40 protein-coding genes are annotated in these 24,166 nt (G+C 41.7%); 32 read left to right on the top strand and 8 right to left on the bottom strand.

Annotated elements, in window-relative coordinates:
* Nucleotides 1–14: 14 nt before the first annotated feature.
* From PH4a_RS02975 to PH4a_RS02945, 7 genes are all read right to left on the bottom strand, one after another.
* A complete protein-coding gene (locus PH4a_RS02975; protein ID WP_129037638.1) occupies nucleotides 15–923 on the bottom strand; it encodes a cell envelope biogenesis protein TolA in 909 nt (302 codons plus the stop codon).
* Between the two features lie 65 nt (nucleotides 924–988).
* Nucleotides 989–1,426, bottom strand: a complete 438-nt coding sequence (locus PH4a_RS02970) for a hypothetical protein (protein WP_129037636.1) — start codon at nucleotides 1,424–1,426, stop codon at nucleotides 989–991.
* A gap of 91 nt (nucleotides 1,427–1,517) precedes the next feature.
* Entirely contained in the window at nucleotides 1,518–2,108 is a 591-nt protein-coding gene (locus PH4a_RS02965) for a DUF5420 family protein (protein ID WP_129037634.1), read from the bottom strand.
* Nucleotides 2,109–2,165: 57 nt separating this feature from the next.
* The gene (locus tag PH4a_RS02960) at nucleotides 2,166–2,432 is read right to left on the bottom strand and encodes a hypothetical protein (protein ID WP_129037632.1); all 267 of its coding nucleotides are present in this window, start codon (nucleotides 2,430–2,432) and stop codon (nucleotides 2,166–2,168) included.
* 2 nt (nucleotides 2,433–2,434) lie between these two features.
* On the bottom strand, nucleotides 2,435–2,710 hold the full coding sequence (locus PH4a_RS02955) for a hypothetical protein (protein ID WP_129037630.1): 276 nt from the start codon (nucleotides 2,708–2,710) through the stop codon (nucleotides 2,435–2,437).
* Nucleotides 2,711–3,191: 481 nt separating this feature from the next.
* Entirely contained in the window at nucleotides 3,192–3,602 is a 411-nt protein-coding gene (locus PH4a_RS02950) for a hypothetical protein (protein ID WP_129037628.1), read from the bottom strand.
* Nucleotides 3,603–3,781: 179 nt separating this feature from the next.
* Nucleotides 3,782–4,507, bottom strand: a complete 726-nt coding sequence (locus tag PH4a_RS02945) for an XRE family transcriptional regulator (RefSeq protein WP_129041783.1) — start codon at nucleotides 4,505–4,507, stop codon at nucleotides 3,782–3,784.
* A gap of 105 nt (nucleotides 4,508–4,612) precedes the next feature.
* Here PH4a_RS02945 and PH4a_RS02940 point away from each other — a divergent pair, with 105 nt between their 5' ends.
* The 19 genes from PH4a_RS02940 (at nucleotide 4,613) to PH4a_RS02845 (ending at nucleotide 13,969) form a co-directional block, all read left to right on the top strand.
* Nucleotides 4,613–4,840, top strand: a complete 228-nt coding sequence (locus tag PH4a_RS02940; protein ID WP_036907955.1) for a transcriptional regulator — start codon at nucleotides 4,613–4,615, stop codon at nucleotides 4,838–4,840.
* Nucleotides 4,841–4,973: 133 nt separating this feature from the next.
* A complete protein-coding gene (locus PH4a_RS02935; protein WP_110229455.1) occupies nucleotides 4,974–5,321 on the top strand; it encodes a hypothetical protein in 348 nt (115 codons plus the stop codon).
* Nucleotides 5,322–5,576: 255 nt separating this feature from the next.
* Nucleotides 5,577–6,413, top strand: a complete 837-nt coding sequence (locus tag PH4a_RS02930; RefSeq protein ID WP_129037626.1) for a replication protein — start codon at nucleotides 5,577–5,579, stop codon at nucleotides 6,411–6,413.
* 3 nt (nucleotides 6,414–6,416) lie between these two features.
* Nucleotides 6,417–7,784, top strand: a complete 1,368-nt coding sequence (locus tag PH4a_RS02925) for a replicative DNA helicase (RefSeq protein WP_129041781.1) — start codon at nucleotides 6,417–6,419, stop codon at nucleotides 7,782–7,784.
* Between the two features lie 19 nt (nucleotides 7,785–7,803).
* The gene (locus PH4a_RS02920) at nucleotides 7,804–8,007 is read left to right on the top strand and encodes a hypothetical protein (protein WP_123822269.1); all 204 of its coding nucleotides are present in this window, start codon (nucleotides 7,804–7,806) and stop codon (nucleotides 8,005–8,007) included.
* 269 nt (nucleotides 8,008–8,276) lie between these two features.
* The gene (locus PH4a_RS02915) at nucleotides 8,277–8,498 is read left to right on the top strand and encodes a MarR family transcriptional regulator (protein WP_129037107.1); all 222 of its coding nucleotides are present in this window, start codon (nucleotides 8,277–8,279) and stop codon (nucleotides 8,496–8,498) included.
* A complete protein-coding gene (locus PH4a_RS18465; protein WP_129037105.1) occupies nucleotides 8,485–8,724 on the top strand; it encodes a DUF551 domain-containing protein in 240 nt (79 codons plus the stop codon). Before PH4a_RS02915 ends, PH4a_RS18465 begins: the two co-directional genes overlap by 14 nt.
* Nucleotides 8,721–8,999: a hypothetical protein gene (locus PH4a_RS02905; protein WP_129037103.1), complete on the top strand. Its 279-nt coding sequence runs from the start codon at nucleotides 8,721–8,723 to the stop codon at nucleotides 8,997–8,999. Before PH4a_RS18465 ends, PH4a_RS02905 begins: the two co-directional genes overlap by 4 nt.
* Before the next feature lies 1 nt (nucleotide 9,000).
* Nucleotides 9,001–9,195 (top strand): Lar family restriction alleviation protein, encoded by a 195-nt coding sequence (locus PH4a_RS02900; RefSeq protein ID WP_129037101.1) that lies wholly within the window; start codon nucleotides 9,001–9,003, stop codon nucleotides 9,193–9,195.
* The gene (locus PH4a_RS02895; protein WP_064497299.1) at nucleotides 9,188–9,457 is read left to right on the top strand and encodes a DUF4752 family protein; all 270 of its coding nucleotides are present in this window, start codon (nucleotides 9,188–9,190) and stop codon (nucleotides 9,455–9,457) included. Before PH4a_RS02900 ends, PH4a_RS02895 begins: the two co-directional genes overlap by 8 nt.
* A gap of 9 nt (nucleotides 9,458–9,466) precedes the next feature.
* Entirely contained in the window at nucleotides 9,467–9,910 is a 444-nt protein-coding gene (locus PH4a_RS02890) for a YbcN family protein (RefSeq protein ID WP_129037624.1), read from the top strand.
* A complete protein-coding gene (locus tag PH4a_RS02885; RefSeq protein ID WP_129037622.1) occupies nucleotides 9,907–10,569 on the top strand; it encodes a metallophosphoesterase in 663 nt (220 codons plus the stop codon). Before PH4a_RS02890 ends, PH4a_RS02885 begins: the two co-directional genes overlap by 4 nt.
* Before the next feature lie 111 nt (nucleotides 10,570–10,680).
* Nucleotides 10,681–10,971, top strand: a complete 291-nt coding sequence (locus PH4a_RS02880) for a DUF1364 domain-containing protein (protein WP_129037093.1) — start codon at nucleotides 10,681–10,683, stop codon at nucleotides 10,969–10,971.
* Nucleotides 10,968–11,333, top strand: a complete 366-nt coding sequence (locus PH4a_RS02875) for a RusA family crossover junction endodeoxyribonuclease (RefSeq protein WP_129037091.1) — start codon at nucleotides 10,968–10,970, stop codon at nucleotides 11,331–11,333. The genes PH4a_RS02880 and PH4a_RS02875 overlap by 4 nt, the downstream gene beginning before the upstream one ends.
* A gap of 201 nt (nucleotides 11,334–11,534) precedes the next feature.
* On the top strand, nucleotides 11,535–12,038 hold the full coding sequence (locus tag PH4a_RS02865) for an antiterminator Q family protein (RefSeq protein ID WP_129037089.1): 504 nt from the start codon (nucleotides 11,535–11,537) through the stop codon (nucleotides 12,036–12,038).
* 425 nt (nucleotides 12,039–12,463) lie between these two features.
* The gene (locus tag PH4a_RS02860; RefSeq protein ID WP_064720841.1) at nucleotides 12,464–12,769 is read left to right on the top strand and encodes a phage holin family protein; all 306 of its coding nucleotides are present in this window, start codon (nucleotides 12,464–12,466) and stop codon (nucleotides 12,767–12,769) included.
* Entirely contained in the window at nucleotides 12,766–13,158 is a 393-nt protein-coding gene (locus PH4a_RS02855) for a M15 family metallopeptidase (protein ID WP_064720840.1), read from the top strand. Before PH4a_RS02860 ends, PH4a_RS02855 begins: the two co-directional genes overlap by 4 nt.
* Nucleotides 13,155–13,604 carry a lysis protein gene (locus PH4a_RS02850; protein ID WP_129037087.1) on the top strand — a complete coding sequence of 150 codons (450 nt, stop codon included), beginning with the start codon at nucleotides 13,155–13,157 and terminating at the stop codon, nucleotides 13,602–13,604. The genes PH4a_RS02855 and PH4a_RS02850 overlap by 4 nt, the downstream gene beginning before the upstream one ends.
* Complete coding sequence (locus PH4a_RS02845; RefSeq protein ID WP_129037085.1) at nucleotides 13,601–13,969, top strand: hypothetical protein; 369 nt, start codon at nucleotides 13,601–13,603, stop codon at nucleotides 13,967–13,969. Before PH4a_RS02850 ends, PH4a_RS02845 begins: the two co-directional genes overlap by 4 nt.
* A 29-nt stretch (nucleotides 13,970–13,998) precedes the next feature.
* On the opposite strand, the gene PH4a_RS02840 is transcribed toward PH4a_RS02845, so the two are convergent.
* Nucleotides 13,999–14,214: a KTSC domain-containing protein gene (locus PH4a_RS02840; protein WP_129037083.1), complete on the bottom strand. Its 216-nt coding sequence runs from the start codon at nucleotides 14,212–14,214 to the stop codon at nucleotides 13,999–14,001.
* Between the two features lie 440 nt (nucleotides 14,215–14,654).
* Between PH4a_RS02840 and PH4a_RS02835 the strand changes: the two genes are divergently transcribed.
* From PH4a_RS02835 to PH4a_RS02775, 13 genes are all read left to right on the top strand, one after another.
* Entirely contained in the window at nucleotides 14,655–15,185 is a 531-nt protein-coding gene (locus tag PH4a_RS02835; protein WP_129037081.1) for a Rha family transcriptional regulator, read from the top strand.
* A gap of 178 nt (nucleotides 15,186–15,363) precedes the next feature.
* Nucleotides 15,364–15,888, top strand: a complete 525-nt coding sequence (locus PH4a_RS02830) for a terminase small subunit (RefSeq protein WP_129037620.1) — start codon at nucleotides 15,364–15,366, stop codon at nucleotides 15,886–15,888.
* The gene (locus tag PH4a_RS02825; RefSeq protein WP_129037618.1) at nucleotides 15,881–17,224 is read left to right on the top strand and encodes a PBSX family phage terminase large subunit; all 1,344 of its coding nucleotides are present in this window, start codon (nucleotides 15,881–15,883) and stop codon (nucleotides 17,222–17,224) included. The genes PH4a_RS02830 and PH4a_RS02825 overlap by 8 nt, the downstream gene beginning before the upstream one ends.
* Entirely contained in the window at nucleotides 17,221–18,639 is a 1,419-nt protein-coding gene (locus PH4a_RS02820) for a phage portal protein (protein WP_129037616.1), read from the top strand. Before PH4a_RS02825 ends, PH4a_RS02820 begins: the two co-directional genes overlap by 4 nt.
* Complete coding sequence (locus tag PH4a_RS02815; protein ID WP_244212925.1) at nucleotides 18,605–19,411, top strand: phage head morphogenesis protein; 807 nt, start codon at nucleotides 18,605–18,607, stop codon at nucleotides 19,409–19,411. Before PH4a_RS02820 ends, PH4a_RS02815 begins: the two co-directional genes overlap by 35 nt.
* Nucleotides 19,412–19,460: 49 nt before the next feature.
* On the top strand, nucleotides 19,461–20,621 hold the full coding sequence (locus PH4a_RS02810) for a DUF2213 domain-containing protein (RefSeq protein ID WP_129037614.1): 1,161 nt from the start codon (nucleotides 19,461–19,463) through the stop codon (nucleotides 20,619–20,621).
* 2 nt (nucleotides 20,622–20,623) lie between these two features.
* A complete protein-coding gene (locus PH4a_RS02805; RefSeq protein ID WP_129037612.1) occupies nucleotides 20,624–21,112 on the top strand; it encodes a structural cement protein Gp24 in 489 nt (162 codons plus the stop codon).
* Nucleotides 21,112–22,137, top strand: coding sequence for a hypothetical protein (locus PH4a_RS02800; RefSeq protein ID WP_129037609.1), 1,026 nt, complete (start codon nucleotides 21,112–21,114; stop codon nucleotides 22,135–22,137). The genes PH4a_RS02805 and PH4a_RS02800 overlap by 1 nt, the downstream gene beginning before the upstream one ends.
* A 1-nt stretch (nucleotide 22,138) precedes the next feature.
* The gene (locus PH4a_RS18170; protein WP_208730477.1) at nucleotides 22,139–22,465 is read left to right on the top strand and encodes a hypothetical protein; all 327 of its coding nucleotides are present in this window, start codon (nucleotides 22,139–22,141) and stop codon (nucleotides 22,463–22,465) included.
* 2 nt (nucleotides 22,466–22,467) lie between these two features.
* Nucleotides 22,468–22,872 carry a DUF4054 domain-containing protein gene (locus PH4a_RS02790; protein ID WP_129037607.1) on the top strand — a complete coding sequence of 135 codons (405 nt, stop codon included), beginning with the start codon at nucleotides 22,468–22,470 and terminating at the stop codon, nucleotides 22,870–22,872.
* Nucleotides 22,865–23,323 carry a hypothetical protein gene (locus PH4a_RS02785; protein WP_129037605.1) on the top strand — a complete coding sequence of 153 codons (459 nt, stop codon included), beginning with the start codon at nucleotides 22,865–22,867 and terminating at the stop codon, nucleotides 23,321–23,323. The genes PH4a_RS02790 and PH4a_RS02785 overlap by 8 nt, the downstream gene beginning before the upstream one ends.
* A complete protein-coding gene (locus PH4a_RS02780) occupies nucleotides 23,310–23,690 on the top strand; it encodes a hypothetical protein (protein ID WP_208730476.1) in 381 nt (126 codons plus the stop codon). The genes PH4a_RS02785 and PH4a_RS02780 overlap by 14 nt, the downstream gene beginning before the upstream one ends.
* Nucleotides 23,678–24,163, top strand: a complete 486-nt coding sequence (locus PH4a_RS02775; RefSeq protein WP_129037603.1) for a phage neck terminator protein — start codon at nucleotides 23,678–23,680, stop codon at nucleotides 24,161–24,163. Before PH4a_RS02780 ends, PH4a_RS02775 begins: the two co-directional genes overlap by 13 nt.
* Nucleotides 24,164–24,166: the final 3 nt, after the last annotated feature.

Genomic DNA, 24,166 nt, shown 5'->3' with positions numbered 1-24,166 from the left:
GTTGGTGCGGTGGGTTAGTAGTGAATTTTTACGTTTGATACTAAGTTTTTAGCGATAGCGATAATGCAATTCTTGGCACACTCTTCTGGAATGCCAGCATCAATTAAACCTTGCATAGCTTTATTGTTAACTGCTTTCTGATGTTCCTTATCAGCCTGACGTTTAGCATCTTCCTGACGTTTACGCTCTTCCTCAGCTAATCGTGTTTGCTCAGCTTCCTGTGCTTTCTTGCGCTCAGCTTCGATAGCTAATCGCTTCTCGCGTTCTGCTCGTTCCTGAGCCTCTTTTGCTGCTTGCTCTGCACGTTGAATTGCCTCCTGCTTTTCACGCTCTGCACGCTCAGCAGCTTCTCTAGCTTCACGTTCACGTTTAGCTGCTGCTTCAATTTCTTGCTGTGCTTTACGTTCAGCTTCAAATCGTGCCTGTTCCGCAGCTTGCCTCTTCATTTCTTCTTCGCGAGCAATGCGTTTGCGCTCTTCTTCGGCTTTGCGTAAATCAAACAACTCGTTCATTTGCAGCGCTTCTTCGTGGTCAAGCTCGATTTGCTTTTTAAGCGCTTCGGCTTCTTCACGAGCCTTTTCTTGCGCTTCCCACTCTGTTAGTGGGCTGCGGATGTCTGTGCTTAATGCATCTAATTCGTCACGAAATAGCTTACGACTAGCATCAACCTTTTTAGGTAGCTCTTTTAACTTATCAACAACTGCTTTACCTTCCTTGTCGATATACTTTTTTGTTTGAGCGACCTTGTACGCCAGAGAAGCAAATGCTTTTCGGTTTTTAACTACTGATAAATCGCTATCGAGTTCTTTTTGCTCTTCTTCTGCAAGAGATTTAATGCGCTCTAGCATCTGATTTACTTTTTCAGGTGCTGTAAACAAATCCAGCGCCGTTGCTTGCTCGATTACGACTAATTCATTTGCCATTTCCTATCTTCCTTATGTGCGTATTCCTCACTATTAATAGCGATATTAAATGTGTTTGATGGGGGTTATTTAGATACTGCGTTGTTCCAGCGTTTTATTAGCTCTCTTGGGTCATCATATGTAGGTGAACCATTCCAAGCGCAACATTTTAGGGTGAATATATTTAAACTTTGCGGTTTAGGTGAAATAAAATGGCTGTATGCATTTAGTGATGGGGCTTTCTTACAAAACGGACACTCAGATATATTCTCACATCCTGTGAAGGCTATCTCAGGATTTGTTTCGTCATCCTCCATCCACTCAAGATCACCTGGAACATGTAAACGATACCCATCCCAATAATCAAACTCTGGTGATAAGACTGATTGATAACCTGCACCTCTACTTCGCATTCGTTTTCTTGCGATTACCTTTTCGCCTTTAACTGTTTTACTATCCATTCGCCAGAGATAAACACCTGCTTTTTCTGGCTTTTGTTCTGAGTATTTAATCCACTGACTCATGATGATTTCCTATTTATATGAATGATTAAGTGGTGGGGTTACTGCTGACCGAGGGTTGCCATACCCCCTCCGTTATTAACTAAACACGATGCTATTTACTGTTTGATAAATCGTAAAATACGCCGTAGGTTATCTCTTCAAAGCAATCTGGAATGTTTGGTTGATTATCCATACCTCTCTCATGATTTGGTATGGCACAAATAAGAAAGCTTTTGTCGGTTTGTGGGTATCCGACAATCGTCTCTAGCATTCGCATTCCAGCACCGCTACCGTGCTGGCTAATAGAGCAGCATTGAATATCAAACTTATTGATGATGTAGTCTTTAAAGCATGGTAAATCTTTGAGCTTGTCATTGAGTTCATCTTTCGCTGCGTCTAATGCGGCGTTAAACTCTTTACCTTTCTTCGAGTTAGCTTTTGCTCGAATAACTTTTAATTCGTTAGCTCTATGAATTTCCTTTATTGCAAAATCAAATTCCTTATCCACACTAAAAGCGAATGATCGAATGGTTGTTCCGTTATCGCCCCATGAATTACTAAAGCTAACGCCTTTAGCTCCAACACTTTCAATGGCTTCGTGGAGTAGTTTCTGCCGTTTAGCTTGGATTTCGTCAGTTTCTTTTTTGATTTGCTCGGTAGCTTCTTTGCTAATTTTATAAAATCGATAATCCCTTGGTTCCATCTCTATCTCCTATCTATTAATCAACTCACCACAGCCCACGGAATGGACTGTAATTAGCTAACTAACTTTCACTCCGCCGTGCTTTTCAATCAAAGCAATAACAACCTCTTTTGGAACGTATGGATAAACCGTTTCTGTAAAGCAATCATCACATTCTGCATAGGCGTTTATTAGTTGATCATCCTCAGATGGTAAGTCTTGACGCGGTGAGCAGTAGTGTCCATAACTTGCTTGAATACTTACATAATATCCATCATTGCAGTGAACCCGCTTACATAGAAACCCATCCGTTCTACTGCTATTCATAAATTCAAATAACGTCATATCTACCCCCTCGCCGTAACCCCGAATTCACTGTTCGGCTGTTTTGTTTTAACTCCTGAAAATACTGCTACATTAGGTAAGCAGCAGTTATCTACTGACGGCTGGTATTTTGTTTGTTTGAGTGATAGAACAGGGCGTTCTGGTTTCTCAACGCCAAATATTGAATCCCAAATTTCTTCCACTGAGCGACTTCTCATAGCTATCTTTCGAGCCAAAAACTCACCTTGCCTTCTGCGCCTGCGAATTTTTGAGCTCTCTTTAAAAGTTATTGTTGCCATATTTGCCTCCTAAGTGATCTTTGGTGGTGCGGGCAATCTACTTGCTATCTCCATGCTTCACACATGGCGCCCTAAGCTTTTGCTGTCAGCCTGCCTGCATCGTGCGCACTCAGCAGGCACTTGACGGCGTATTGCAACCGTAATGACTATCGCGAATAGTTCACTTCCGATTCACAGCGGGCTACCGCACCCCAAAAACCACTCAGTGGTTGCTCTGAAAATTTATTCTGAGCGTTCTTAATTGTTAAAGAGCGAACATCCTGTTTATCTATGGCTCCTTGCCTTCGATGAGTTATATTTAAAACTATAGTTGTTTTGTTGTCAACAACCAAAGTTGTTTATATTGGTGTTTTTATATTACCTTGGTTTTATTTTGTTGTTTTTGTTGGTAATTTATTTTCAAATAAATCTCAGATTGGAATGCAGATCACTTCTTTGGAGGGGAGAGAGCACAAAAAAGCCCTCGCGTGGAGGGCTGGGGTTATCTATGTTTTGTTAAGTCTATAAGAGGCTTAAGGCTTTCTACTATCTGCTGTCTTACATCGTCTTCTAAAGTTGGTTTGTGATACTTATCCCACTTAATCATTGATACAGCATCACAAAACTCCTTATAAGCCACTATCAGTTTTTCTCTTTCCTTTTCTTTCATATGGATAGAAAGATTTAATATTTCTTTTTCATTAACTAAAGAACGGTGAACACATAGCCCTAAATCTAGATCTTTCTTGGCTTTAATGAGCCTTATGTAGATAGGGTCTGCAACTGAATTAAACTCTTTGCGCAGGTCGTTGCGTCTGTTCGAATAAACACCAATAAAGTATGATGCAATTATTGCAACGATTGATATAATCCTTTCAGTATTTGCAATAACCCACTTAACTATTTCATCCACTATCGAGGTTCCTATGCCTAACTTGGAAGCCAAAATCATTGAATTAGAAAAGGCGAATGCAGTATTACAAAGCCAGTATGGAAACCTATTGGCTATTTGCATTGGACTTATCGTAGTTATGTTTATAGCCATCTATCGGTTAAAATAAGATTATTAAAACGTGTCGTCAGGCCATTGGGTTAACCGTGGAACCTATATTTTATTGATTGGCTAACTAGCACTTTAGCGTGGATATAAAGACCGCTAATGGCTTCCTCATCTAAATACCAAGTCTCATACCTTGAGTTATCTGATATGACAGCTAGGCGCTTATGCTGCTTCTGTAATCTCTTTATGTAGAGCTGGTTATCCAGAACGAACACATAAATCCCGTCACCGTCAAAAAAGTTTGTGGTTATATCTACGAATATCTGATCTCTAGGTTCAAATGTTTCTGACATAGAGTCACCTTTTACAGTGATCATCTTTATCGTATTTGAAGGTCTACCACCAAATAATCTTTTGGCTTCATCAGCTGAATACTCAATAGCCGTGATTGTCTCAATGAAATCATCGATAACCATCACTCCTGGTCCTGCGCTAGCTTGAATGTCTAGTATCTCAACCTTATAAGCATTACTAACACCAGACCCAATCTCTGAATGTGTAGCGGTATTTATATTACTTACTTCGGATGTATGGATAGCAGGCAGTGTTGGATCATCGCCATTACCAGACGACAACCATTCAGGAGAGACCCTCAAAACCTTAGCTATTTCTATTAGCTTGGTTGAGTTTTGCGCGCTTCCCACCTCAATCTTTTGAATTGCGGCTTGGGATACACCTACAGCTTCACCTAATTCCTTTTGAGATAGGCCAGACAATCTTCGAGCCTTTTTTAATCGTTGTGCAAGAGTAGTTTTCATAGTCATAAATATACAACCAAGGTTGTTGTCATTCAAACGAATATAGTTGTTGATTAAAAACAACTAAGGTTTTATTATATGAAGATAAACAACGGAGGTTTTTTTATGAATGAAGCAATTAAAACCGCCATTGATATCGTAGGGACACAGAAAAAACTAGGTGAAGCATGTGGCATTACACAGCAAGCAGTTTTTAAGTGGCTACATAACAAGGCAAAAGTATCACCTGAACACATCCCGTTAATTGTTAAAGCTACAAATGGTCAAGTTAAAGGAAAAGACATTCGCCCTGACTTACCACACTTATGGGATTTGGGTAATAAATACTGGTAACACAAACGCTCTTTAACATCACTAGCCAGCTCAGAGTAAATTCTCAGAGCAAACAATCCGCTCATATGGAATGAGCCACGGATCATTACTGCTGTTCCCAATATGGGAAGTAATCTAAGAAGGAATTTAACAAATGGAACTATCAAAAACTATCAAAGTTGAATGTTCGTCAAATGAATTGATGAGCTTCTATCTAAAACAAATGTATTCAGTCGGAAATAACGGACTGGCAAAAATGCTAGGCGTTCATCCATCAACTTCAAGTCGTGATAAAAATCGAATATTTGAGCTTGCTTGCAAAGCAATAACAGAGCTTGGATTGCCACCTGATTCAGTCGCCATTAGCGAGAAACCAACAAAGGTTGTCATTGAAGGTGATTACGCAGAGAGATTAATTCAGATGCTTGAAGTGAAGGGAAAGATTAAAAGAAAAGCCCCAGCGGTCACTGAGGCTTCTCAACAAATGGATTTAACCATTTAGACTAACAAATACACTGTATCAATAACCAGTAATTACGACAAGAGAAATTTAGGTTTCTCTTGTCTGATACAGCTTAGGAATAAGGGAATTATACCATGAAACAACGATTTAATCATAGTGCTGTGCATAAAAACAACGCTAGAAATCGCTTTAACAGATTGGTTACTCAGGACGGTGTTAAGTGCCTCAGAGAAATACTTGAGGACGCAAAAATACGCACTGAACATCGTCAACAGGTACTAGGAGGTAAGAGCGATGAATAGCAATGTTGCATATGCGGATTTTGGTAATCAACGACGGCAAGAGAGGTCAACAGTGGCAAATCTTGAAGATGGTTACACAAGAATAGCCAACGACCTACTTGAAGCTGTTATGTGTGCAGATTTAACAGCGAGACAACTAAAAGTCGTTATGGCGATCATCAGAAAGACATACGGCTTCGGCAAAAAGTTAGACCGTATTACAAATACTCAAATAGCTGAAATGACAGGCATTCATCATACTCATGTTTGCAAAGCGAAGAATGAAATGATTGCTATGAATATTGTTATTTCATCAGGTAATAAAATTGGAATTAACAAAGATTTTACTGAGTGGAACTTCAATATTAGCCAAGTTAGCGAAACATTAGCTAAGTCGGCTAATAAAACATTAGCTAAAACGGCTAATTCACATAAGCCAAGTCAGCTAAACACAAAAGAAACTATTACAAAAGAAAAGAAAGAAAGTAATACACCCCTTACCCCTCACGAGGTGAAAGGGGGGGAATCAGTAAAACCTACCAAGAGAAAATCAACTCCAATTAACTACGATGAATATCTCAACGCCTACAACGAGGAAGTTGGCGACAGACTACCTCATGCTGTTGAAGCTAACGAGAAACGTAAAACACGGATCAGGAAGATAATCAAAAACCTTGCAACGGCAAATGTTGATGGTTGGCGAGCCTACGTTAGAGCTTTTGTTCGAATGGCTAAGCCATTTTATTTTGGTGAAAACGATACAGGTTGGACGGCTGATATTGATTATCTGCTAAGAGAAACAACGTTGACAGGTGTTCGAGAAGGTAAATTTGCTGACAGGGGGTTTTAAGTGATCAATACGGAATTTGAAGCAAGTGTTATTGGCGGTTTGTTAATTTCAGGGTTAACACCTGATGCCTCGGATGTTTTAGCCACTTTAGAGCCTGAATCATTTTCAGTTAGGTTCTATCGCGAAGCCTATCAAGTTATTCAAAAACAGGCTAAGTCTCGCGGTGTCATCGATATGATGATGGTTGCTGAAGGGATGGGTAGTGAGCATCTAGCTAGTATTATCCAAACAGCCAAGGATTGTCCGAGCGCAGCCAACCTGAAAGGCTACGCCAAGATGGTGACCGATAATCACAATCGTAGAGCGATGATCCGGCTAATGGATTCTGTGCGCGGTGTGATTGAAAACGGAACCATTGAACAAGCCAGTGAGGCAATGGAAAGTTTTCTTGCTCAGGCATCTGATATGCACTCATCGAAAGGTGATATTTCTCCCGTTCATGTATCGTCGTTAATCGAAGATTACACAGAGGTTTTACAAGAACGTGTTAACAAAGGCGAGGAGTCAGACACGCTAAAAACTGGGATCCGTGAATTAGATGAAATTATGGGGGGTATCAATCCTGTTGACCTAGTCATTATCGCCGCTCGACCGGGTATGGGTAAAACAGAAATTGCGCTGAAAATTACAGAAGGCGTTGCCTCTCAAAATGTTATCGGCACTGACACCAAAAAAGGCGTTTTAATTTTCTCGATGGAAATGGATTCTCAGCAAATTGTAGAGCGTCAGATTGCAGGATCAGCGAACTTATCTGTTAGTGCATTGAGAAACCCATCTCGTATGAGTGACGAAGATTGGGGAAGGGTATCAATGGGGGCAGGTAATTTACTTGGCTTGAATGTCTGGGTTGTCGATGCCAGCAAGTTAACCGTTGAACAAATCACTGCAATTTCAACAAGACACAAGAAACGTCATCCCGAATTATCGTTGATCATGGTTGACTACTTAGGGTTGATCGAGAAGCCTCGCGCAGAGCGTAACGATTTGGCTATTGCTCATATTTCAGCAACGTTGAAAGGGTTGGCTAAAAACATCAGAACGCCCGTTATCTCACTAAGCCAGCTATCTCGTGATGTTGAAAAGAGACCAAACAAACGGCCCACCAATGCGGATTTAAGAGACTCAGGAAGCGTAGAACAAGATGCGGATAGCATCATCATGCTTTACCGCGATGCAGTCTATAACGAGAACTCTCCAGCAGCAGCTTACGCAGAAATAATTGTGACAAAAAACCGATTCGGGAAATTAGGAACCGTTTATCAATTATTCAAAAATGGCCACTTTCTTGACACCGATCAAGCTCAAGCATCTAGCATCTGTCAACAAAGTAGCAGACCACAACAACGCCGATTCCAAGGTGCCAACGTTTAACACGCAAGAGGATTTTTAGATGAACTTATTAAAAAGCACTGTCACCAAGGTATTAGGTGATCCGGTTCGTCACACTTACAAATCGGATGATGGAACAGAAAATGAATATTACCTAACGCCAGTTGAGTGTGATTGCTGGGGTGATATTTCAAACACAAAAGTAATGACTAATACCTTAGAGCAAGCCAAGGCAATTAAAGTCGGCTATGAGTGGGAATCGTGAGGATTTTTAGATGAAAGGAATATTGTTTCACAAGGGTTATGACTATTCAGCATCCAATGAGTGTTTTAAAAACTATGAATTACTACTCGATAAGCAGCAATCACGAGAAGTAAAACTATTCTATTTTGATGGCGCCAAACCAAAAAGCAAGACGCACAATTTGGATCGAAAACTTAATCGATGCTTCCCAAGAGGAAGGGCGTATCTAAAGGTTTCTAACTCAGGGATTTTTAACAGAATGTAACCTACTTTAAGAGAGGTGTTGAGTGATGAAAGGAACAGAACTTAAAAAACTGATGTGGCTCTACGCTGATGAAGCAATGATGCGTAAGCGTAGATATGTGAGAGGTGGGAAAAAGACAGCGGATCGCAATCGAAAAATGCATAAGCCGTATCGTTGTGAAAAAGTTATGACGAGACTATTTAGGCTTGAAAGTAATCAGTTAAAGATTACCTCGAGCCAGCAGGAGGCATCTAATGCAGGGAGCTAATTGGGTTAAGGTGAGTGAGAGATTGCCAAAAATAGGCGAGCCATTACTAATTATTGTCGATTGTAAAATTAGAACTGTAACATATTTCATGGAGATGATTGATTGCGCAGAGTCTTATCGATTTTTTGAATTTAGCGATTATGGGAATGATAGCAATTGGGAGTCAATACATAGAGTCACTCACTATATGTACTTAAGAGACATAACAATGCCAGAGGGTGAATGATGAAGATAAAACGCAAAGTTCACAATAAGCTATTTCCAACTCGTAGATTGTCATTTTATCAACATTCAAAAGTGGATGAATGGAACTCGCTAGAGTGCTACATGGACAAGTGGTTATTAGTTATTTTATTTATCCCGATTGTTGTTATTGGGACGCTAGTAGCTGGTTTTCCTACGGCATTCAAAGAGGCGACGGTTTATTTCAACAATCCATATTCAGTCGATAGTCTGACGCTTGCAGAAGTAGAGTCAATCAAGCGCCTTCAGGAGAAATAGCATGAACGAACTCAAGAAATGCCCTTTTTGCGGATGTGATGCAAGCATCAGAAGTACACGAAGTTGGCACTTTCTAGAAGCTGAACATGATGATGATTGTATATTTGAAACAGGTAGCGTTATTCAAGTTCCAGCGTCAGATGAACAGCGTGAGTTATTAGTTAGAGATTGGAACAGGAGAGCTAACAGTGAGTGATGAAACATACAAATGGATAGTAGCCACGTTATCAATGATGGGCTACGTGTGGATTGTTACACAAGCGTTTTGCTGGTTCGCAAGTTTGATATTCAGAAAGCTTTTCAAGCGTAAGTCAAAAGAACGAAAGAAGGCTGCAATAGCTGAATTTTATGAGGCTTATGAGCTTGATAAAATAAATGAAAGTCAAATGGTAAGGGTCACAACAAAACACGGACTTGTTATTGTAATTTATCGAGAGCCAAAAGGTGACGATGAATAGGAGGCTAACTTGGAAGCAGATTTTCTCTTCCACGAATCAACCAAAACCGCAGCATGGCAACACCTCAAAGAAGCTCTAGCAACAAACCAACCACACCGAATCATCATTAAGCCTTGGAAAAACAAGCGTTCATTATCTCAGAATGCAACTTTTCATTTGTGGTGCACAGAGATAAGCAAATACCTATGTAAGAACAACGCCAATTACACACCTGAAACCGTTAAGGAGATGCTTAAGCATACATTCTTAGGTCATGAGGTGGTCGATATGGTTGACGTTACTACACAGCTTACAGAGCGCGTAAGGACACTTCGGAAAACATCAAAACTTGATACAGGTGAAATGTTCCACTTTATGGAGCAGGTTGAACGCTGGGCGGTAGGTATAGGTTGTTTCGTGACGATACCTGATAACTCTGAATATATGAAATTGAAAAGGGAGCTGGATGAATGACAGAAGAACACAACGGAATTTACCTCCGAATCAATGGTGATCAATATCGGCATATTTGGGTGGTTGGTGATATTCACGGATGCTTCAATTTATTAAAAAGGAATATGCATCAAATTGATTTTGATAAAGAAAAAGATTTATTGATTTCAGTTGGTGACCTAATAGATAGGGGGGATCAGAATGTAGAATGCCTAGACCTGATTAATGAAAGATGGTTTAGAGCGGTACGTGGGAATCATGAGCAAATGGCTATTGATGCCTTGTTTAATGGTGGGGATGTCAATAACTGGCTATACAACGGTGGTAATTGGTTTTTTCTGCAAAATTATGAGGAGGATATTTTATCCCGCGCCTGCTTAGTCAGAGCAGAGAAACTGCCATTTATTATCGAAGTAAATACAGATGGGAAAAAGACTGTCATTGCACATGCTGATTATCCATCCGATGAATACGAGTTCGGCAAACCAGTAGATGAGCAGTATGTGATTTGGAGCCGTGAGCGCATTGGTGACGATAACATCCGTGAGATTAAAGGTGCGGACCTATTTCTATTTGGTCACACACCAATGATTAAAGGTATCGAAAAGCGCGCTAATCAGGAATACATCGATACTGGGGCAGTGTTTGGTTATGGGCTAACTATGAGGCAAATCAAATGAACTGCATGTCATGCAATAGACAGCTAACAGATGCAGAAATTTACGTATGTAGCCAGTGTGCTGATGAATACGCTCATTTGGAAGTGATGGAAAAAATCAAAGGGGAAGGAGATGGCGAAGTTACGCAAAGAAGCTCGAGGTCGTGAATGTCAAATAAGAATACCTGGTGTCTGTAATGGCAATTCTGAAACTGTCGTCTTAGCTCATTATCGAATGTCTGGCATTTGCGGTACCGGAATAAAACCTAATGATATTTTTGGTGCTTGGGCATGTAGCGCTTGTCACGATGAAATAGACCGAAGAACACGAATTACTGACGCGGAATACGCAAAGCAATGTCATTTAGAGGGTGTTATTCGTACTCAGGATATTCTCATCAAGGAGGGTAAGATTAAGGCATGAGCGAGTATCACTTAAAGCTGCCGTGGCCACCGAGCAATAATACGTACTGGCGGCATTGTAGAGGGCGGCATTACATCTCAACCAAAGGCACCAACTACCGAAAGCAAGTAACAGATTACATCAAGCAACATAACCTAGACGTCAAAACCACTTCCCGCATCAAAATAGCCATCACTGCAAATCCACCAGATAAACGACAAAGAGACCTCGATAACTTGCCTAAAGCGGTTTTCGATTCGTTAACTCATGCCGAATTTTGGGGCGATGATAGCCAAATTGATGATATGCGGATCCGTCGAGGTGAAAAGGTTGCTAATGGCTCATTAGATATCACGATATGGGAGATAGATGATGTTCACTGACTTAATCGCAGCTATTGAAGAATGCAGGTTTAGGGCGTTGACAGAACGAACAGGAAATAAACCAAAGCGTTATTTATCTGTTATCCAGCTTAACAATGGCTTCATGAGGATAGTTGAAACAACCCAAGCAAAGCAGTTTGGGAACCGGATCATGTACTCGGTAGGTTGCGATAGACATCACACAGTATTACCGGAGGCGAGATGAGCTATATCGGAGAAAGGGAATTAACGGATGAGCAGTTTCGCTGGCTAGATGGTTGGTTAAATCTGTGGGGGGCGTGGGTATATTCTGGTCGTATTGATATTCGCATGATCAACATGATTTATAAATTCATGCAAACAGTAGAGCCAAGTAAAAACCCATCAAGACCTATGTGCAATGACGATGAAGGAATGTTGATTTCTCAGGTCGTAGATTCAGTCATCGCCACCGACACAAAGGCTTATGGAATATTACTAAGTTATTACGCTCATGGCTCATCTAAGTTGTCGATTGCATCTTACTATCACCGAGTTGCAAAACCACGCAAAATGCAAACGAGAGGAGGGAATAAGTACGCCAAGCCATCTCATAGAACTTGCAGGAGAGAAGTTGACGAAAAACTCAAAGCTGCTCAGTGGTTATTGTACGAACCTCTGCGAAATGCAATGAATAATCGCAAACGTGTAGATAAAGTAAAGAAAATAGCTGAGCTTTGCTATTGACATTAATGGACAAATGGACAACAATTATAGGGTAAGTTGCTTTACGTGACTCTTAAGTTTACTTACCTCATTCAAGACCTCGCTTCGGCGGGGTTTTTTGCTATCTAGCACACTCTTCATTTTGGAGGGTTGTGTGATTAGTGGCACCAGATATCCGTCGATCAAAACATCATCTGGTGTCCCTTTCTATTTTAATTCCCCCGAATTCGAGGGAATAGCAACCTGTAAGCAATCCTTACAAGTTCAACTCTCCGGAAATTCCGGATAGTTCACATGTTCGGTTATTCCGAACAACTCATTCAGAAGATCGCTTAGGCGGTCTTTTTTCGTATATGCCGACCACAGAATCAATCACAACACCTCACATTCACACAAGAGCTGTGAGTCGGCGTTCTATTAACTAATTCCTCCAAAAAGGAGGCGGTATGACACGAATGGACGAGAAAGACAAATTCAGTGCCACCGCATGGGGTGTCATATTCGCTATATCCCTATACGGCGGATTGGCTAGATACATTATTGACAATAAACGTAACGGGTATCGGTGGAGTTGGGTAGGGGCAATTATGCAAATGTTCGTATCTGGCTTTGCTGGAATGATGGGCGGTCTTATATCAATAGAGCTTAACGCCTCATTCTATTACACGTTATTTACGGCTGGCTTATGTGGTTCTGCCGGCTCTTTAGCATTGGACTTCTTCTGGGATAAATTTACAGGAGGCAGGAAGTGAGTAAGTTTAGATTAAGTAGACGTAGCGAAGAAAATCTCCGTGGCGTTCATCCTGATTTGGTTAAGGTAGTACATCGAGCATTAGAAATTACCGATATTGATTTTATGGTGATTGAAGGTAAGCGCAACGAAGCTCGACAGCGACAATTAGTTGCAAGTGGTAAAAGTCAAACGATGAATAGTCGTCACTTAACTGGCCACGCTGTTGATTGTGCTCCGCTGGTAAATAATCAGATCCCTTGGAGCGATTGGTCATACTTTAAAAAAGTAGCTGATGCCATGATGCAAGCTGCGAAAGAGTTAAGCGTTGATATCGAATGGGGCGGTAACTGGAAAACATTTAAAGATGGCCCTCACTTCCAATTAACTCATAAGACATATCCAGCATGAATACGCTAACTAAGGTATTAGCTGGTCTACTGGCAATATCTGCATTCTGGCTGTGGTGGGTGATGGATGATTACGACAAGTTAAGCAAAGATTACAACACAGCAACCAATCAGTTATCACAACAAATCAACATCAACAAAGACTACCAAGCCCGTATCACTCGATTAAACCAACTCGATATTCGTCACTCACAGGAGTTAGCCAGTGCAAATAATGAAATCAATACTCTTCGCGACGCTGTTAGCTCTGGCAATAAGCGGGTGTACGTCAAAGCCGAGTGTCCAACAGTCACCAAGAATTCCACCGAAAGCGGAAGCGATGAAGCCACCGCACGACTTAACAAAGCAGTTGAACAAGATTATCTACGTCTCAGAGAAATGATAGTCGAGAACGAACAGCAAACTTTGTATTTGCAGAATTACATTAAAACGGAGTGTTTACGATGAGGGCTAGGCTGTTAGCAATTCTTATTGATGTGGTGGTTGCTGCATCACTTTATTTTGGGTTGACTCTGAACAATGAAGGGCTAACTAATATCGGGTATTTCACAGGGTGGCTATTTGCTGTCATGGGGATATTACTTATCTTCGTTGATAAAGAGAAATTCGCAAAAAACCACAAACACCAGTCTATAGCGTGGCGAACTTATGATGTATTAACCGATGTGGCTTATGTAACTTTTGCTGCATATTCTGGCTGGTTCGTACTTGCTACATTCTTTGCTATTGCTTCGATAATCAAAGCTGCAATAAAGAGTGACACTGAAAAATCTTTACTAAAAGCCCAACAAGAAAGCAATACGAGAAATTGAAAAAGCGAGGATGTCCCCGCTTTAACTAGTTAGCTAATTTGACGGTATTTGTAGCCAGCTTTTTTAATATTCACATCAAGGTATTGACCTTTCGAACTTGCATTCATTAGGCCTTGATGGAGCTTTGATGGAACATTTAAGTACTGATAAACACTGCCACTATGGAATGCTACTTCCAAAGTTTGAGTGGCTTGATCATAACCAACTGATTGAAGGTTTGAAGATGAAACAGGAACGCGATTCAATTTCTAAATCTCCTATTAACGGGAAAAGTCCCGAGGAAATATTAGAACATTTTAAGAAATATAACTTCGTGGATGATCACGGACACAGGTTAGAGTTCTGTCAGGACTTTATTGATCTAGTGACCTTAGCCACAAAGTAAAGAAAATCTTAATTATGCCTCGCAATAGCGGGGCTTTTTTATGGATGCAATTCCGCCAATAGAAGAGTGATCACTATCTTGACTGCCAGGAACAGACTAGAAGCAACTTGATTAACGTGGTGATACGTGATGATGGTTGCGAACTCTAAGCATTTCACCGCTCATTCACAGAGCAATTCAAAAACGTCGAATCCAATCACTTTGATATGAGCCTTCGAGGAAGTCAGTTATAGCTGGCGAGCTTCGACGGGCTGATTTTCTATGTGAACGAGGGTTCATTTCAAATGAAGGTAATACGTTATGACTAATACAGTGGTTATCCCTGAATTTAATTTTCAACAAATGGTTATGGCATCTGATGGTCAAGTGTTTACGACTAGCAAAAAGATTGCAGAGTATTTTGGTAAAACACACAAGAATGTACTGAGGAAAATAAAGCAAACAATCAACGATTGCCCTGAGGAATTTGCTGAGCTCAATTTTGAGCCCACTGATTACATTGATAAAAATGGTGATATCCAGCCAATGTATAAACTATCGAAAGACGGCTATATGCTTCTGGTGATGAGTTTCACAGGAAAAGCAGCGATGCTTATTAAGATAAAATTTATCCAAGCATTTAACTGGATGCATGAGCAAATGAATCGCTGGAAAGATTTAGGCGAAGAGGCTCAACATCGTCATGCATTAAAAGCGGCTAAATCAGAATTGAAAGGTCGCCTCGGTAGCCAGTTAATGAATAAGCGGAAGAAAGAGAAGAAAGCATTGCAATTGGAATATGAGCAAATACTTTCACTCACTCAACCAAAATTATTATTTGTAGGTGAATAGGCCCTAGTGGCCTTTTTTATTGGGTGGAATATGAAAACAGGAACACTGCATTACAAAATGACACTGCGCCGTTACATGTACCCATTGTTTATTATCGGCGCTTTAATTAACAGCACTTGGTTAGTGAAGCTCTGCTACAAGAAAGAAATTGTGTTTAAAGAAATTTAAAGGAATGGATATGGCACTCACCGATAAACAGGAAATGTTTTGTCGTGAGTACCTCGTTGACTTGAACGCTACACAGGCGGCTATTCGTGCGGGGTACAGCGAAAAAACTGCACGAAGTGTTGGGAATGAAAACCTGACAAAACCTGACATTGAAAAACGAATTCAGGAACTAATGAATGATCGCAGTGAGCGATTAGAGATAACTGCTGATTACGTTCTCAATAGGCTTGTTGAAATAGACCAAATGGACGTTCTGGATATCCTTCATGATAACGGAGGCATTAAACCTATTCATGAATGGCCAAAAGTTTGGCGCACATCATTAAGTGGCATGGACTTAGCTGAAATGTTCGAGTCTAAAGATGGTGAGCGTGATTTAGTCGGCATCATGAAGAAAATCAAATGGCCTGACAAAGTGAAGAACCTTGAGTTATTAGGCAAGCACAAGAATGTCAGTGCTTTCGTAGATAAAGTTGACCTAACCGCTGACGTGAAAGTAGAGAATCGCTCTATCAAGGATATATTCGATGGCTAACCCTTACTTTAAGCCATTTGCAGCAAGCGCTCCTTATAAGGTGGCTTACGGTGGTCGAGGTAGTGGTAAATCATACTTCTTTGCGGAACTAGCTATTGAAGTCGCGCGCAGAATCAAAACAGTTATTTTGTGTACTCGTGAGTTTCAGGGTTCGATTAGTGACTCAGTACATAAGTTGCTTTGTGAAACCATCGACAGGTTAGGTTACACGAACGAGTTCGAGATACAAAAGAATACAATTATTCACCTTGGTACTGGCGCTTCATTCGTATTCGCTGGCATTAAAAACAACGTCACCAAGATTAAATCAATTCAGGGTGTTGGCATTTGCTGGATTGAAGAGGCTGAGGCGGTAGTCAAAGATTCATGGGAAGTATTACTGCCCTCCATTCGTGGTGATAAAAATGCGGAAATATGGGTTAGCTTCAACCCTAAGAACATTCTTGATGACACTTACCAGCGATTCGTTGTTAAGCCGCCAGAGGGCGCAATAGTCCTCAAAGCTAATTACGATGTTAATCCCCACTTTTACGACACGCCACTTCCCAAGCAAATGGAAGAGTGCAAAGAACGTGATCCTGAACTATACCGACATATCTGGCTTGGCGAACCAGTAGCAGATTCAGCACTGGCAATTATCAAGCCAGCATGGATTGAGGCGGCTGTCGATGCGCATATAAAACTAGGCTTTGAGCCAAGAGGTAAGCGAATTGTCGGTTTCGACGTTGCTGATGATGGTGAAGATGCTAACGCAATAGTGCTTCGTCATGGATCGGTTGCTTTATCTGTTGAAGAGTGGCGAGGTCAAGACGTCATATTTAGCGCTGACAAGGTCTATGCTGATGCGGTTAAGAATAACGTAGATACAGTTATCTATGACTCAATCGGCGTTGGCGCTGGCGTTAAGGCTCAATTTAACCGCAAAGATAATCGCATTGTTACTGTCGGGTTTAACGCAGGGGCTTCCGTCGAGAAGCCAGAAAGCAACTATAAGCCCGGCAAAACAAATAAAGATATGTTCTCCAATTTGAAAGCGCAGCAATGGCAATTAGTTGCTGATCGCTTCTATAACACTTGGAGAGCTATCGAGCATGGCGATAAATTTACCGATGACCAGTTAATTAGCATATCCAGCGATATGAAAGATATCGAATACCTCAAAGCCGAATTATCACGCCCTCAAGTCGATTATGACAATAACGGGCGCGTAAAGGTTGAGAGTAAAAAGGATATGAAGAAACGAGGCATCCCAAGCCCAAACAAAGCCGATGCGTTCATTATGGCGTTCTCTAGCGCTAAACAACCATTCCGTATTCCAGACGAGATACTCCGATGAGCAAGAGTAAAAAAACACAACAGCCTGTCGGAAAACAACCGTTCAGGATTAAAGATATTGATTTAGAAAAAGCTTCCGCATCAGGTGAAGAGAAGAAATATGCTCACTTCGAGCGATATGAGCCATTGCCGGGTGTGGTTCCTGAATCTAAAAAGGAAGCTGTATTTGCAATGGATGCCACGCCATACGACATGCTTAATACGATGTCGATTGGTGATGAGTATTCAGGGTTTCGTGGATATCCACAGTTAGCGGCAATGTCTCAGCAAGTAGAATACTCAAACATGCACAGTGTATTCGCTGATGAGATGACCCGTAACTGGATTGAAGTTAAAAGTCGTAAAGAGGGCGATCCTGATATTGAACTGATGGAAAACGCACTCGTTAAATATGATGTAAAGCGATTAATTCACGATGCGGTTAAGCAAGACTCTCAGTATGGTGTTGCTCATGTTTACATTGATGCTGGCGCAAAGACAGATTATGAGTTGGAAAAGCCTTTATTCTTAGACCCAAGGAAGATACCAAAAGGATCACTAAAAGGCCTTAGAGTTGTTGACCCGACTTGGATTTATCCTGCCATGTACAACACGCAGTGGCCGTTGGCTGATGATTTCTATAAACCAAGCGCGTGGTTTGTTATGGGCAAAACAGTTCATGAATCAAGGTTTATGGATATTGTTAGTCGCCCAGTGCCAGATATTCTCAAGCCGTCCTACAACTTTGGCGGGCTATCTCTCACTCAGTTAATGGAGGATTACGTTGTTGACTGGCGTGATGCTAAGAAAAACGTAATCAAGATACTCCGCACATTGAGAATGAGGGCGCTTAAAACTGATATGGACGCGCGGTTACAAATGCCGGGCGAGTTTGATAAGCGCATCAAGATGTTTACGCAATATCAGGATAACTTCGGTGTTTGGGTAATAGATACAGGAGAAGATTTAATTCACATGCAAACTTCGCTAAGTGAATTATCCAATCTGCTATCAAACTATCAGGATCAACTATGTATTCCTTCGCGCATCACCAATTTAAAACTCCTAGGGAACGCTCCAGCAGGTTTAAATGCCTCGGGTGAGTCAGAGTTATCTACATGGCATGAAACTGTGTCAGGGTATCAGGACGGAAATCTAAGACGACCTTTAGAGAATATCTTCAAGATTATCCAGCTTTCAGAGTTTGGAGAAATAAAAGAGGATATTTACTTTGAGTTCAGGCCGCTTGATGAGATTAGCGAAAAAGAACGCGCTGAAATCACGAAGATTCGCGTTGATGCTGTGGCGGTTGCTGCTGACAGTATGTTGGTTAGCTCAGAGGAAGCTAGGGATGCTCTCAAGGGTATAGAGGGTGCTGGTTTCGAAAACTTGGACGGTGATTATGAGCCAGAAGACAACGAGACTGAAGCCTATTAACTATAATGCTGGCAATATCAAGTGGTATCAAAGGCAGTTGCTAGCCGAAATTAGAGAAATGAACGACGAGGTTAGACGCGAAATAGTTAACGCCATTCGCAACAATCCTCTTGCTCAAGATGCTAATTTAGCCATGGATGCTAATCCTGTTACTTTTATCAAAAGACTGCTTGATTCTCTAGCAAGAAAATGGGTTGACCGATTCATTAATAAGGCACTTCCAATATCAGATGAGTTAATGGATAAAACGCAAAGCGCAGTCGATAGAGGTTTATTGGCTGCAGCTAGGCGCGAGTCTATGACTATCAATATGCAATGGACTGACGCCATGTTAGAGAAGCGTGAGGCGATCATTGCTGAGAATGTTTCTCTTATCCGCTCTATCCCTGAGAAATACTTTACTGAAGTAGAAGGCATGGTATATCGCGCCGTTGCTCGTGGCGGTGATAGAAAAATGCTTGCTGATGAAATAGAGCGTAACTTTGGCAAACGTCATGGCATTACACGGCGTAGAGCTGAGTTTATCGCTCGTGACCAAACACGCAAGGCAACAAGTGCGTTATCGGCAGCAAGGCAGCAAACTGCTGGTATCGTTGAGGCTGAGTGGGTGCATAGTGGTGGTGGTAATAAACCTCGCCATAGTCACGTTAAAGCAGGTCGAGAAAGAAAGAGATTTAAGCTATCTGAAGGCTGCTTGATTGATGGCGAATATATTATGCCCGGTCAATTGCCTAATTGCGGTTGCGTGTGGCGACCTGTGTTGCCGTTCTAATAACAGATCACTTCGGTGGTCTTTTTTTACGTCTGAATAAAGGTAAGCCATGAAAGATGTGAAATTTGCCTTTGATAAAGCAAGCGTCAGGACTTACGACGAAGATGGGATGATGCACGTTGCATTAACACCGATCAGTAAATCCAATGTCTGCATCTACTATGGCAAGGAAATACCCAACTCCGAAGAGTTAGGTTTAGAACCAAATAAAGCCTATCGACTACTACGTGATCCAGAAGAGCTCAAGAAAGCCGTCAGTACATTCAATAATAAACCTGTGCTCAATAAACACATCGGCGTAACCGTTATTGACCCACCAAAAGACGCGATTGTCGGCTCTACTGGAGAGCGTGCAGAGTTCGATGGTACTTATCTTAAAAACTCAATGGTTATTTGGGATCTGGACTCAATTCTCGGAGTGGAGACGGAGAAGCAAAAAGAAATTTCCTCATCTTATCGTTATCGACTTGATTTGACAGCGGGAGAGTATGAGGGAGAAACATACGATGGCGTAATGCGTGACATCGTTTGTAACCATGTGGCCATAGTGCCAAGTGGTCGGGCAGGCCCCGACGTATTTGTTTATGACTCGAAACCAATAGGAATCAAACTGATGTCAAAATTAGAAAAACTTTGGGCGTATTTGCTACCTAAATTAGCTAGCGATGCAGATCCAGATGAAGTTAAAAAAGAAGTCGGAAATGTCATTAAAGATGAAGCTACACAAGCTGAAAAAGATAATGAGTCCGAAGCAGAGCGCTTAAAGCGTGAAGAAAAAGAACTCAAGGAGCGTGAGGCGCGAGAAAACAAAGATCGCGAAAAAGACCGCAAGGCGGCGGATAACGACAATAGCAAAGATGATAAGTCCAATAAAACCGCTAATGACAACGATGACGACAAAAAAGCCAAAGACAACAAAATGGCTATGGATGCCGCCATTAGCGCCGTAGAGCGTAAATTTATGGAGTTACGTCAAGCTGAGCGTGATGTTCGTCCAGTTGTTGGAGAACTAGCCTGTGATAGTGCAGAAGATGTTTATCGGACAGCTTTAAAGCAAATGGGCTGTGAAGATTACGCATCAATCCCTGCATCAGGACTGCGTTCTGTTTTCAATGCCTACTCAAAAGTGCCTACGATGGCTCAAGACTCCGCACCTATTGCGGCATCCTCTCGCGATAATGTTCGCAAGTTCTTTGATGGAGATAAATAACTATGGCATTTCAATCAAGTGTTCGCCTTTACTCAGGTGTAGGTCAGGAAGGCCAACCAGCATCTAATAGCCCAATTATTGCAGCGGCAGGCGGTGCTGGTGCGTTCAAGGCAGGTGATAACGGCCTTAATATGTGTCGTTTCGCTTGGCGTGACGCGAAAGACCCTAAAAAATTAAACAACAAAGGTACTGGCAAACCAGTTGGTTTTGTCTACAACAATGCTAATGCCACCATTGATTACCTGAAAAGCAATAGCTTGTTAATCCCGAAAGGGCGTGAAGCATCTCCGATTGTTGGTGGTGATTTTTGGGCTAAATCAGCAACACAAGCGATTGTTGGTCAGAAAGTATTTGCGGTATTAGCAGACGGCACAATCAAAACTGGTGATGCTGGTGAAACTGTTGATGGCGCAATCGAAACCGAATGGTATGTAGCAAGCGCTGCCGCTGTTGGTGATTTATTCGTAATTTCTACATGGAGCAAAGCATAATGCCACAATTAACACAGGCTGATTTCTCAGCATTTAAGAAGGAAGCAGAATCTCGCGGTTTTTACCTACCGCCTTCTGTGACTAAATTCGCTATGGATGCGGAAGTTCAGCCGTCCATGCCAGCGAACGGTGGTATTCCTGCTATCGTTTCGACATTTATTGATCCTGAAATTGTCCGCACTATCTTTGCTAAGCAAAAAGCAACTGACATTTTAAGTGAGAGAAAGAAAGGCTCATGGGCACAAGATACCATGATGATCCAGCGCGTTGAGCAGTCTGGTGACGTGGTCGCGTATGATGATTACAGCGAACAAGGTGCAAACCAAGTTACAAACGCATGGGAAAATCGTCAAGTGTTCCGTTATCAAACAATGGTAACTTACGGCGAGTTAGAGCAAGAGCGATATGGTTTAGCTATGTTGCCTTATGTTGCAGAAAAACAACGCGCTGCAGCTTGGACCATGAATCAGGAGCAGAATAAGTTCTACTTCTATGGTGTTGAAGGTTTGCTTAACTACGGCATTCTGAATGACCCTGCATTACCAGCACCAATCACCCCTGCTACAGTTGATGGAAAAACGCAGTGGAAAGATAAGCAAATTATTGATATCTATAACGATATCCTGTCGCTTTACGCAGACCTGATTGCTCGTACTAATGGCGCGGTGGGTGATGGTGTTGATATGGCATCTCCATTAGTTCTTGCAATGAGCCCTAAAGCTTCCGTTTGGTTTAAAAAATCAAATGAAATCTTTGGCAACTCCGTTGAGAAAATGGTTAAAGATACGTTCACTAATCTACGCATTGAAGTCGCGCCACAATACGACACTGATGCTGGCGAACTGATCCAGATGTTTGTTGAAACCGCTCAAGGTCAAAGTGCTGGTTATTGTGCATTTAGTGAAAAGCTTCGCGCTCACCCAGTTATCACAATGTCCTCAAGCTGGAAGCAAAAATATTCTGGCGCAACTTACGGTGCGGTAATCACTCAGCCGTTCTTATTTGCTCAAATGCTAGGGGTGTAAAGTGGCTAAAGTTTCAAGTTATGTTATTGGTTGTAAATTACCTAACGGGATCACCTTTAAGCATGAAGGCAAAGATATCACGCTATTGGGTGCCAACTCATCCGCTGTTCTGAATGGGTTTGGTATCACTCGTGATGTTCCTGCTGATGCTTGGGAAGCCTTTGAGAAGTCATTTAAAGACCAGAAAATATTCCTTAATGGCATTGTGTTTGCTGTGACGGATTATAAATCTGCCGAAGATGCCTCAAAAGAGCGCGCCAAACAGAAAACAGGATTAGAGCAAGCCAGTGCTAAATCTGCTGGGGTGGAACCACTAACAGAGGATTAATTATGGCAATCGTGGAACTGAATAAAACTACGTTCCGCGCCATGTTCCCAGAGTTTTCCAACATATCAGACGATTTATTACTTTTCCTTTTCGACCAAGCCACCGATTACCTCGATAACACTGAATTCTCATTGGTCTATCAGGCTGATAAGCGAGAGAGATTGCTCTACTTGCTTATGGCTCATTTGGCATATATGAGATACGGCGATAAGGACGGAAAAGGTGGCTCGGGAATGGTTGGTAGAGTGTCGTCTGCAAGTGAGGGAAGCGTGTCTGTATCTTCTGAACTTGGTGCGATTGAGTTTAGAAATGCATGGTACACGCTTAGCCCTTACGGAATGGATTACTGGCAGGCCACAAAAGTTTATCGAATGGCTAGCTACTATCCGGGGAGCATTTATGGCTAATGGGCTAGAAAAATACCTAACGGATTTAGCTGCGAGACTGGATGCTACGGAGGTTAAGGCAGGGTTTATTGATGGCACTACCTATCCTGATGGTACGAGTGTAGCTGAGGTTGCTTATAAGAACGAGTATGGGGTTCCTGAAAATAATCAGCCGCCCAGACCATTCTTTAGAAATGCCATTAATAGTAACAAGGAGGAGTGGGTTAGAGGGATATCGAGAGGATTGGCTTCCGGTGTCAGTTCCAGAGATGTTCTTGAGGTGATTGGCGCAAGAATGAAAGGTGATATTCAAACATCAATTTCTGAGCTGGTTGATCCCCCTCTATCTCCAACTACTTTAAAAATAAGAAGAATTAGAAAGGTTATGCCTAACTCATCAAATAAACCACTGGTAGATACGCGGGTAATGATTGGTGATGTTAACTACGAGGTGATTGATGATCAAAGTTAGAGCTATTGCCAACTCAGCTATTCAAGTCGTTAATAAAAACCTACCTGCGACCCTAATCGCCAACGAGGGATTTGAAATTATCCCCGGAGGTAAGCAGGTTCCTAAATTCTCCTCGTATGAAATAAGCGTCCAAATGCAAAGCTTGAGCACTCAAGACCTTGAACATTTAGGCGTTATCAATCAGCAAGGTGAATTCATCTACTGTTATGCGAGAGGGCAAATCGAAGCCATTCGCAGAGCAAAAGATAAAGGGGCTGACAAGATTAGTTTCGTTGCATACGGTGAATCCGAACCATCTGAATGGCTGGTCACCAAGGTCATAGAATCATACCCATCATGGGTTAAGGTGCTTTTATGGCGACAATAAGCATTACTGAAGATGATCTCTTTCTTGAGCTATGGACTTACTTAACTGATTTATTTGGCTGCCCTGTCGTTCGTGGTTATGAAAATAATGTACCTGTACCCAAAGACGGTATTGTCATGCACATGCTGTACGAAAGAGATTTGGATTACACGGCAGATTATTGGGAAGCGCCAACGGAAAAGGTAACAGCACAGCGATCAGTAGAGGCCACCTTTCAGTTTGATTTTTACGGTGAGGAGGCCAATAACTGGTCAAGAGTTGTAGCAAATCTCTGGAAGTCATCATACACAACCGACCGACTCAAGAAATGCAAACCTTTAGACAGCGGAAGTCCAAAGAAAAACGTATTGGTTAATGAAGCAAATCAATACGAAAACCGCATGATGCTAGACGTTACCCTGCAATATAACCCTGAAGTCTCTTATCACACCGATGGTGTCAATCGCGTCTCTATCACTACTACTCAAGTTTAAAAG

Source organism: Proteus hauseri, from assembly GCF_004116975.1.
Classification (GTDB): domain Bacteria; phylum Pseudomonadota; class Gammaproteobacteria; order Enterobacterales; family Enterobacteriaceae; genus Proteus; species Proteus hauseri.
This window is presented reverse-complemented; position numbering and strand designations above follow the sequence as displayed.

Bases quoted from the DNA above. Each gene is read 5' to 3' on its own strand.
- PH4a_RS02975 (WP_129037638.1), bottom strand. From the start codon at position 923: ATGGCAAATGAATTAGTCGTAATCGAGCAAGCAACGGCGCTGGATTTG.
- PH4a_RS02970 (WP_129037636.1), bottom strand. From the start codon at position 1,426: ATGAGTCAGTGGATTAAATACTCAGAACAAAAGCCAGAAAAAGCAGGT.
- PH4a_RS02965 (WP_129037634.1), bottom strand. From the start codon at position 2,108: ATGGAACCAAGGGATTATCGATTTTATAAAATTAGCAAAGAAGCTACC.
- PH4a_RS02960 (WP_129037632.1), bottom strand. From the start codon at position 2,432: ATGACGTTATTTGAATTTATGAATAGCAGTAGAACGGATGGGTTTCTA.
- PH4a_RS02955 (WP_129037630.1), bottom strand. From the start codon at position 2,710: ATGGCAACAATAACTTTTAAAGAGAGCTCAAAAATTCGCAGGCGCAGA.
- PH4a_RS02945 (WP_129041783.1), bottom strand. From the start codon at position 4,507: ATGAAAACTACTCTTGCACAACGATTAAAAAAGGCTCGAAGATTGTCT.
- PH4a_RS02940 (WP_036907955.1), top strand. From the start codon at position 4,613: ATGAATGAAGCAATTAAAACCGCCATTGATATCGTAGGGACACAGAAA.
- PH4a_RS02935 (WP_110229455.1), top strand. From the start codon at position 4,974: ATGGAACTATCAAAAACTATCAAAGTTGAATGTTCGTCAAATGAATTG.
- PH4a_RS02930 (WP_129037626.1), top strand. From the start codon at position 5,577: ATGAATAGCAATGTTGCATATGCGGATTTTGGTAATCAACGACGGCAA.
- PH4a_RS02920 (WP_123822269.1), top strand. From the start codon at position 7,804: ATGAACTTATTAAAAAGCACTGTCACCAAGGTATTAGGTGATCCGGTT.
- PH4a_RS02915 (WP_129037107.1), top strand. From the start codon at position 8,277: ATGAAAGGAACAGAACTTAAAAAACTGATGTGGCTCTACGCTGATGAA.
- PH4a_RS18465 (WP_129037105.1), top strand. From the start codon at position 8,485: ATGCAGGGAGCTAATTGGGTTAAGGTGAGTGAGAGATTGCCAAAAATA.
- PH4a_RS02905 (WP_129037103.1), top strand. From the start codon at position 8,721: ATGATGAAGATAAAACGCAAAGTTCACAATAAGCTATTTCCAACTCGT.
- PH4a_RS02900 (WP_129037101.1), top strand. From the start codon at position 9,001: ATGAACGAACTCAAGAAATGCCCTTTTTGCGGATGTGATGCAAGCATC.
- PH4a_RS02885 (WP_129037622.1), top strand. From the start codon at position 9,907: ATGACAGAAGAACACAACGGAATTTACCTCCGAATCAATGGTGATCAA.
- PH4a_RS02880 (WP_129037093.1), top strand. From the start codon at position 10,681: ATGGCGAAGTTACGCAAAGAAGCTCGAGGTCGTGAATGTCAAATAAGA.
- PH4a_RS02875 (WP_129037091.1), top strand. From the start codon at position 10,968: ATGAGCGAGTATCACTTAAAGCTGCCGTGGCCACCGAGCAATAATACG.
- PH4a_RS02865 (WP_129037089.1), top strand. From the start codon at position 11,535: ATGAGCTATATCGGAGAAAGGGAATTAACGGATGAGCAGTTTCGCTGG.
- PH4a_RS02860 (WP_064720841.1), top strand. From the start codon at position 12,464: ATGACACGAATGGACGAGAAAGACAAATTCAGTGCCACCGCATGGGGT.
- PH4a_RS02850 (WP_129037087.1), top strand. From the start codon at position 13,155: ATGAATACGCTAACTAAGGTATTAGCTGGTCTACTGGCAATATCTGCA.
- PH4a_RS02845 (WP_129037085.1), top strand. From the start codon at position 13,601: ATGAGGGCTAGGCTGTTAGCAATTCTTATTGATGTGGTGGTTGCTGCA.
- PH4a_RS02835 (WP_129037081.1), top strand. From the start codon at position 14,655: ATGACTAATACAGTGGTTATCCCTGAATTTAATTTTCAACAAATGGTT.
- PH4a_RS02830 (WP_129037620.1), top strand. From the start codon at position 15,364: ATGGCACTCACCGATAAACAGGAAATGTTTTGTCGTGAGTACCTCGTT.
- PH4a_RS02825 (WP_129037618.1), top strand. From the start codon at position 15,881: ATGGCTAACCCTTACTTTAAGCCATTTGCAGCAAGCGCTCCTTATAAG.
- PH4a_RS02820 (WP_129037616.1), top strand. From the start codon at position 17,221: ATGAGCAAGAGTAAAAAAACACAACAGCCTGTCGGAAAACAACCGTTC.
- PH4a_RS02815 (WP_244212925.1), top strand. From the start codon at position 18,605: ATGAGCCAGAAGACAACGAGACTGAAGCCTATTAACTATAATGCTGGC.
- PH4a_RS02810 (WP_129037614.1), top strand. From the start codon at position 19,461: ATGAAAGATGTGAAATTTGCCTTTGATAAAGCAAGCGTCAGGACTTAC.
- PH4a_RS02805 (WP_129037612.1), top strand. From the start codon at position 20,624: ATGGCATTTCAATCAAGTGTTCGCCTTTACTCAGGTGTAGGTCAGGAA.
- PH4a_RS02800 (WP_129037609.1), top strand. From the start codon at position 21,112: ATGCCACAATTAACACAGGCTGATTTCTCAGCATTTAAGAAGGAAGCA.
- PH4a_RS02790 (WP_129037607.1), top strand. From the start codon at position 22,468: ATGGCAATCGTGGAACTGAATAAAACTACGTTCCGCGCCATGTTCCCA.
- PH4a_RS02785 (WP_129037605.1), top strand. From the start codon at position 22,865: ATGGCTAATGGGCTAGAAAAATACCTAACGGATTTAGCTGCGAGACTG.
- PH4a_RS02780 (WP_208730476.1), top strand. From the start codon at position 23,310: ATGATCAAAGTTAGAGCTATTGCCAACTCAGCTATTCAAGTCGTTAAT.
- PH4a_RS02775 (WP_129037603.1), top strand. From the start codon at position 23,678: ATGGCGACAATAAGCATTACTGAAGATGATCTCTTTCTTGAGCTATGG.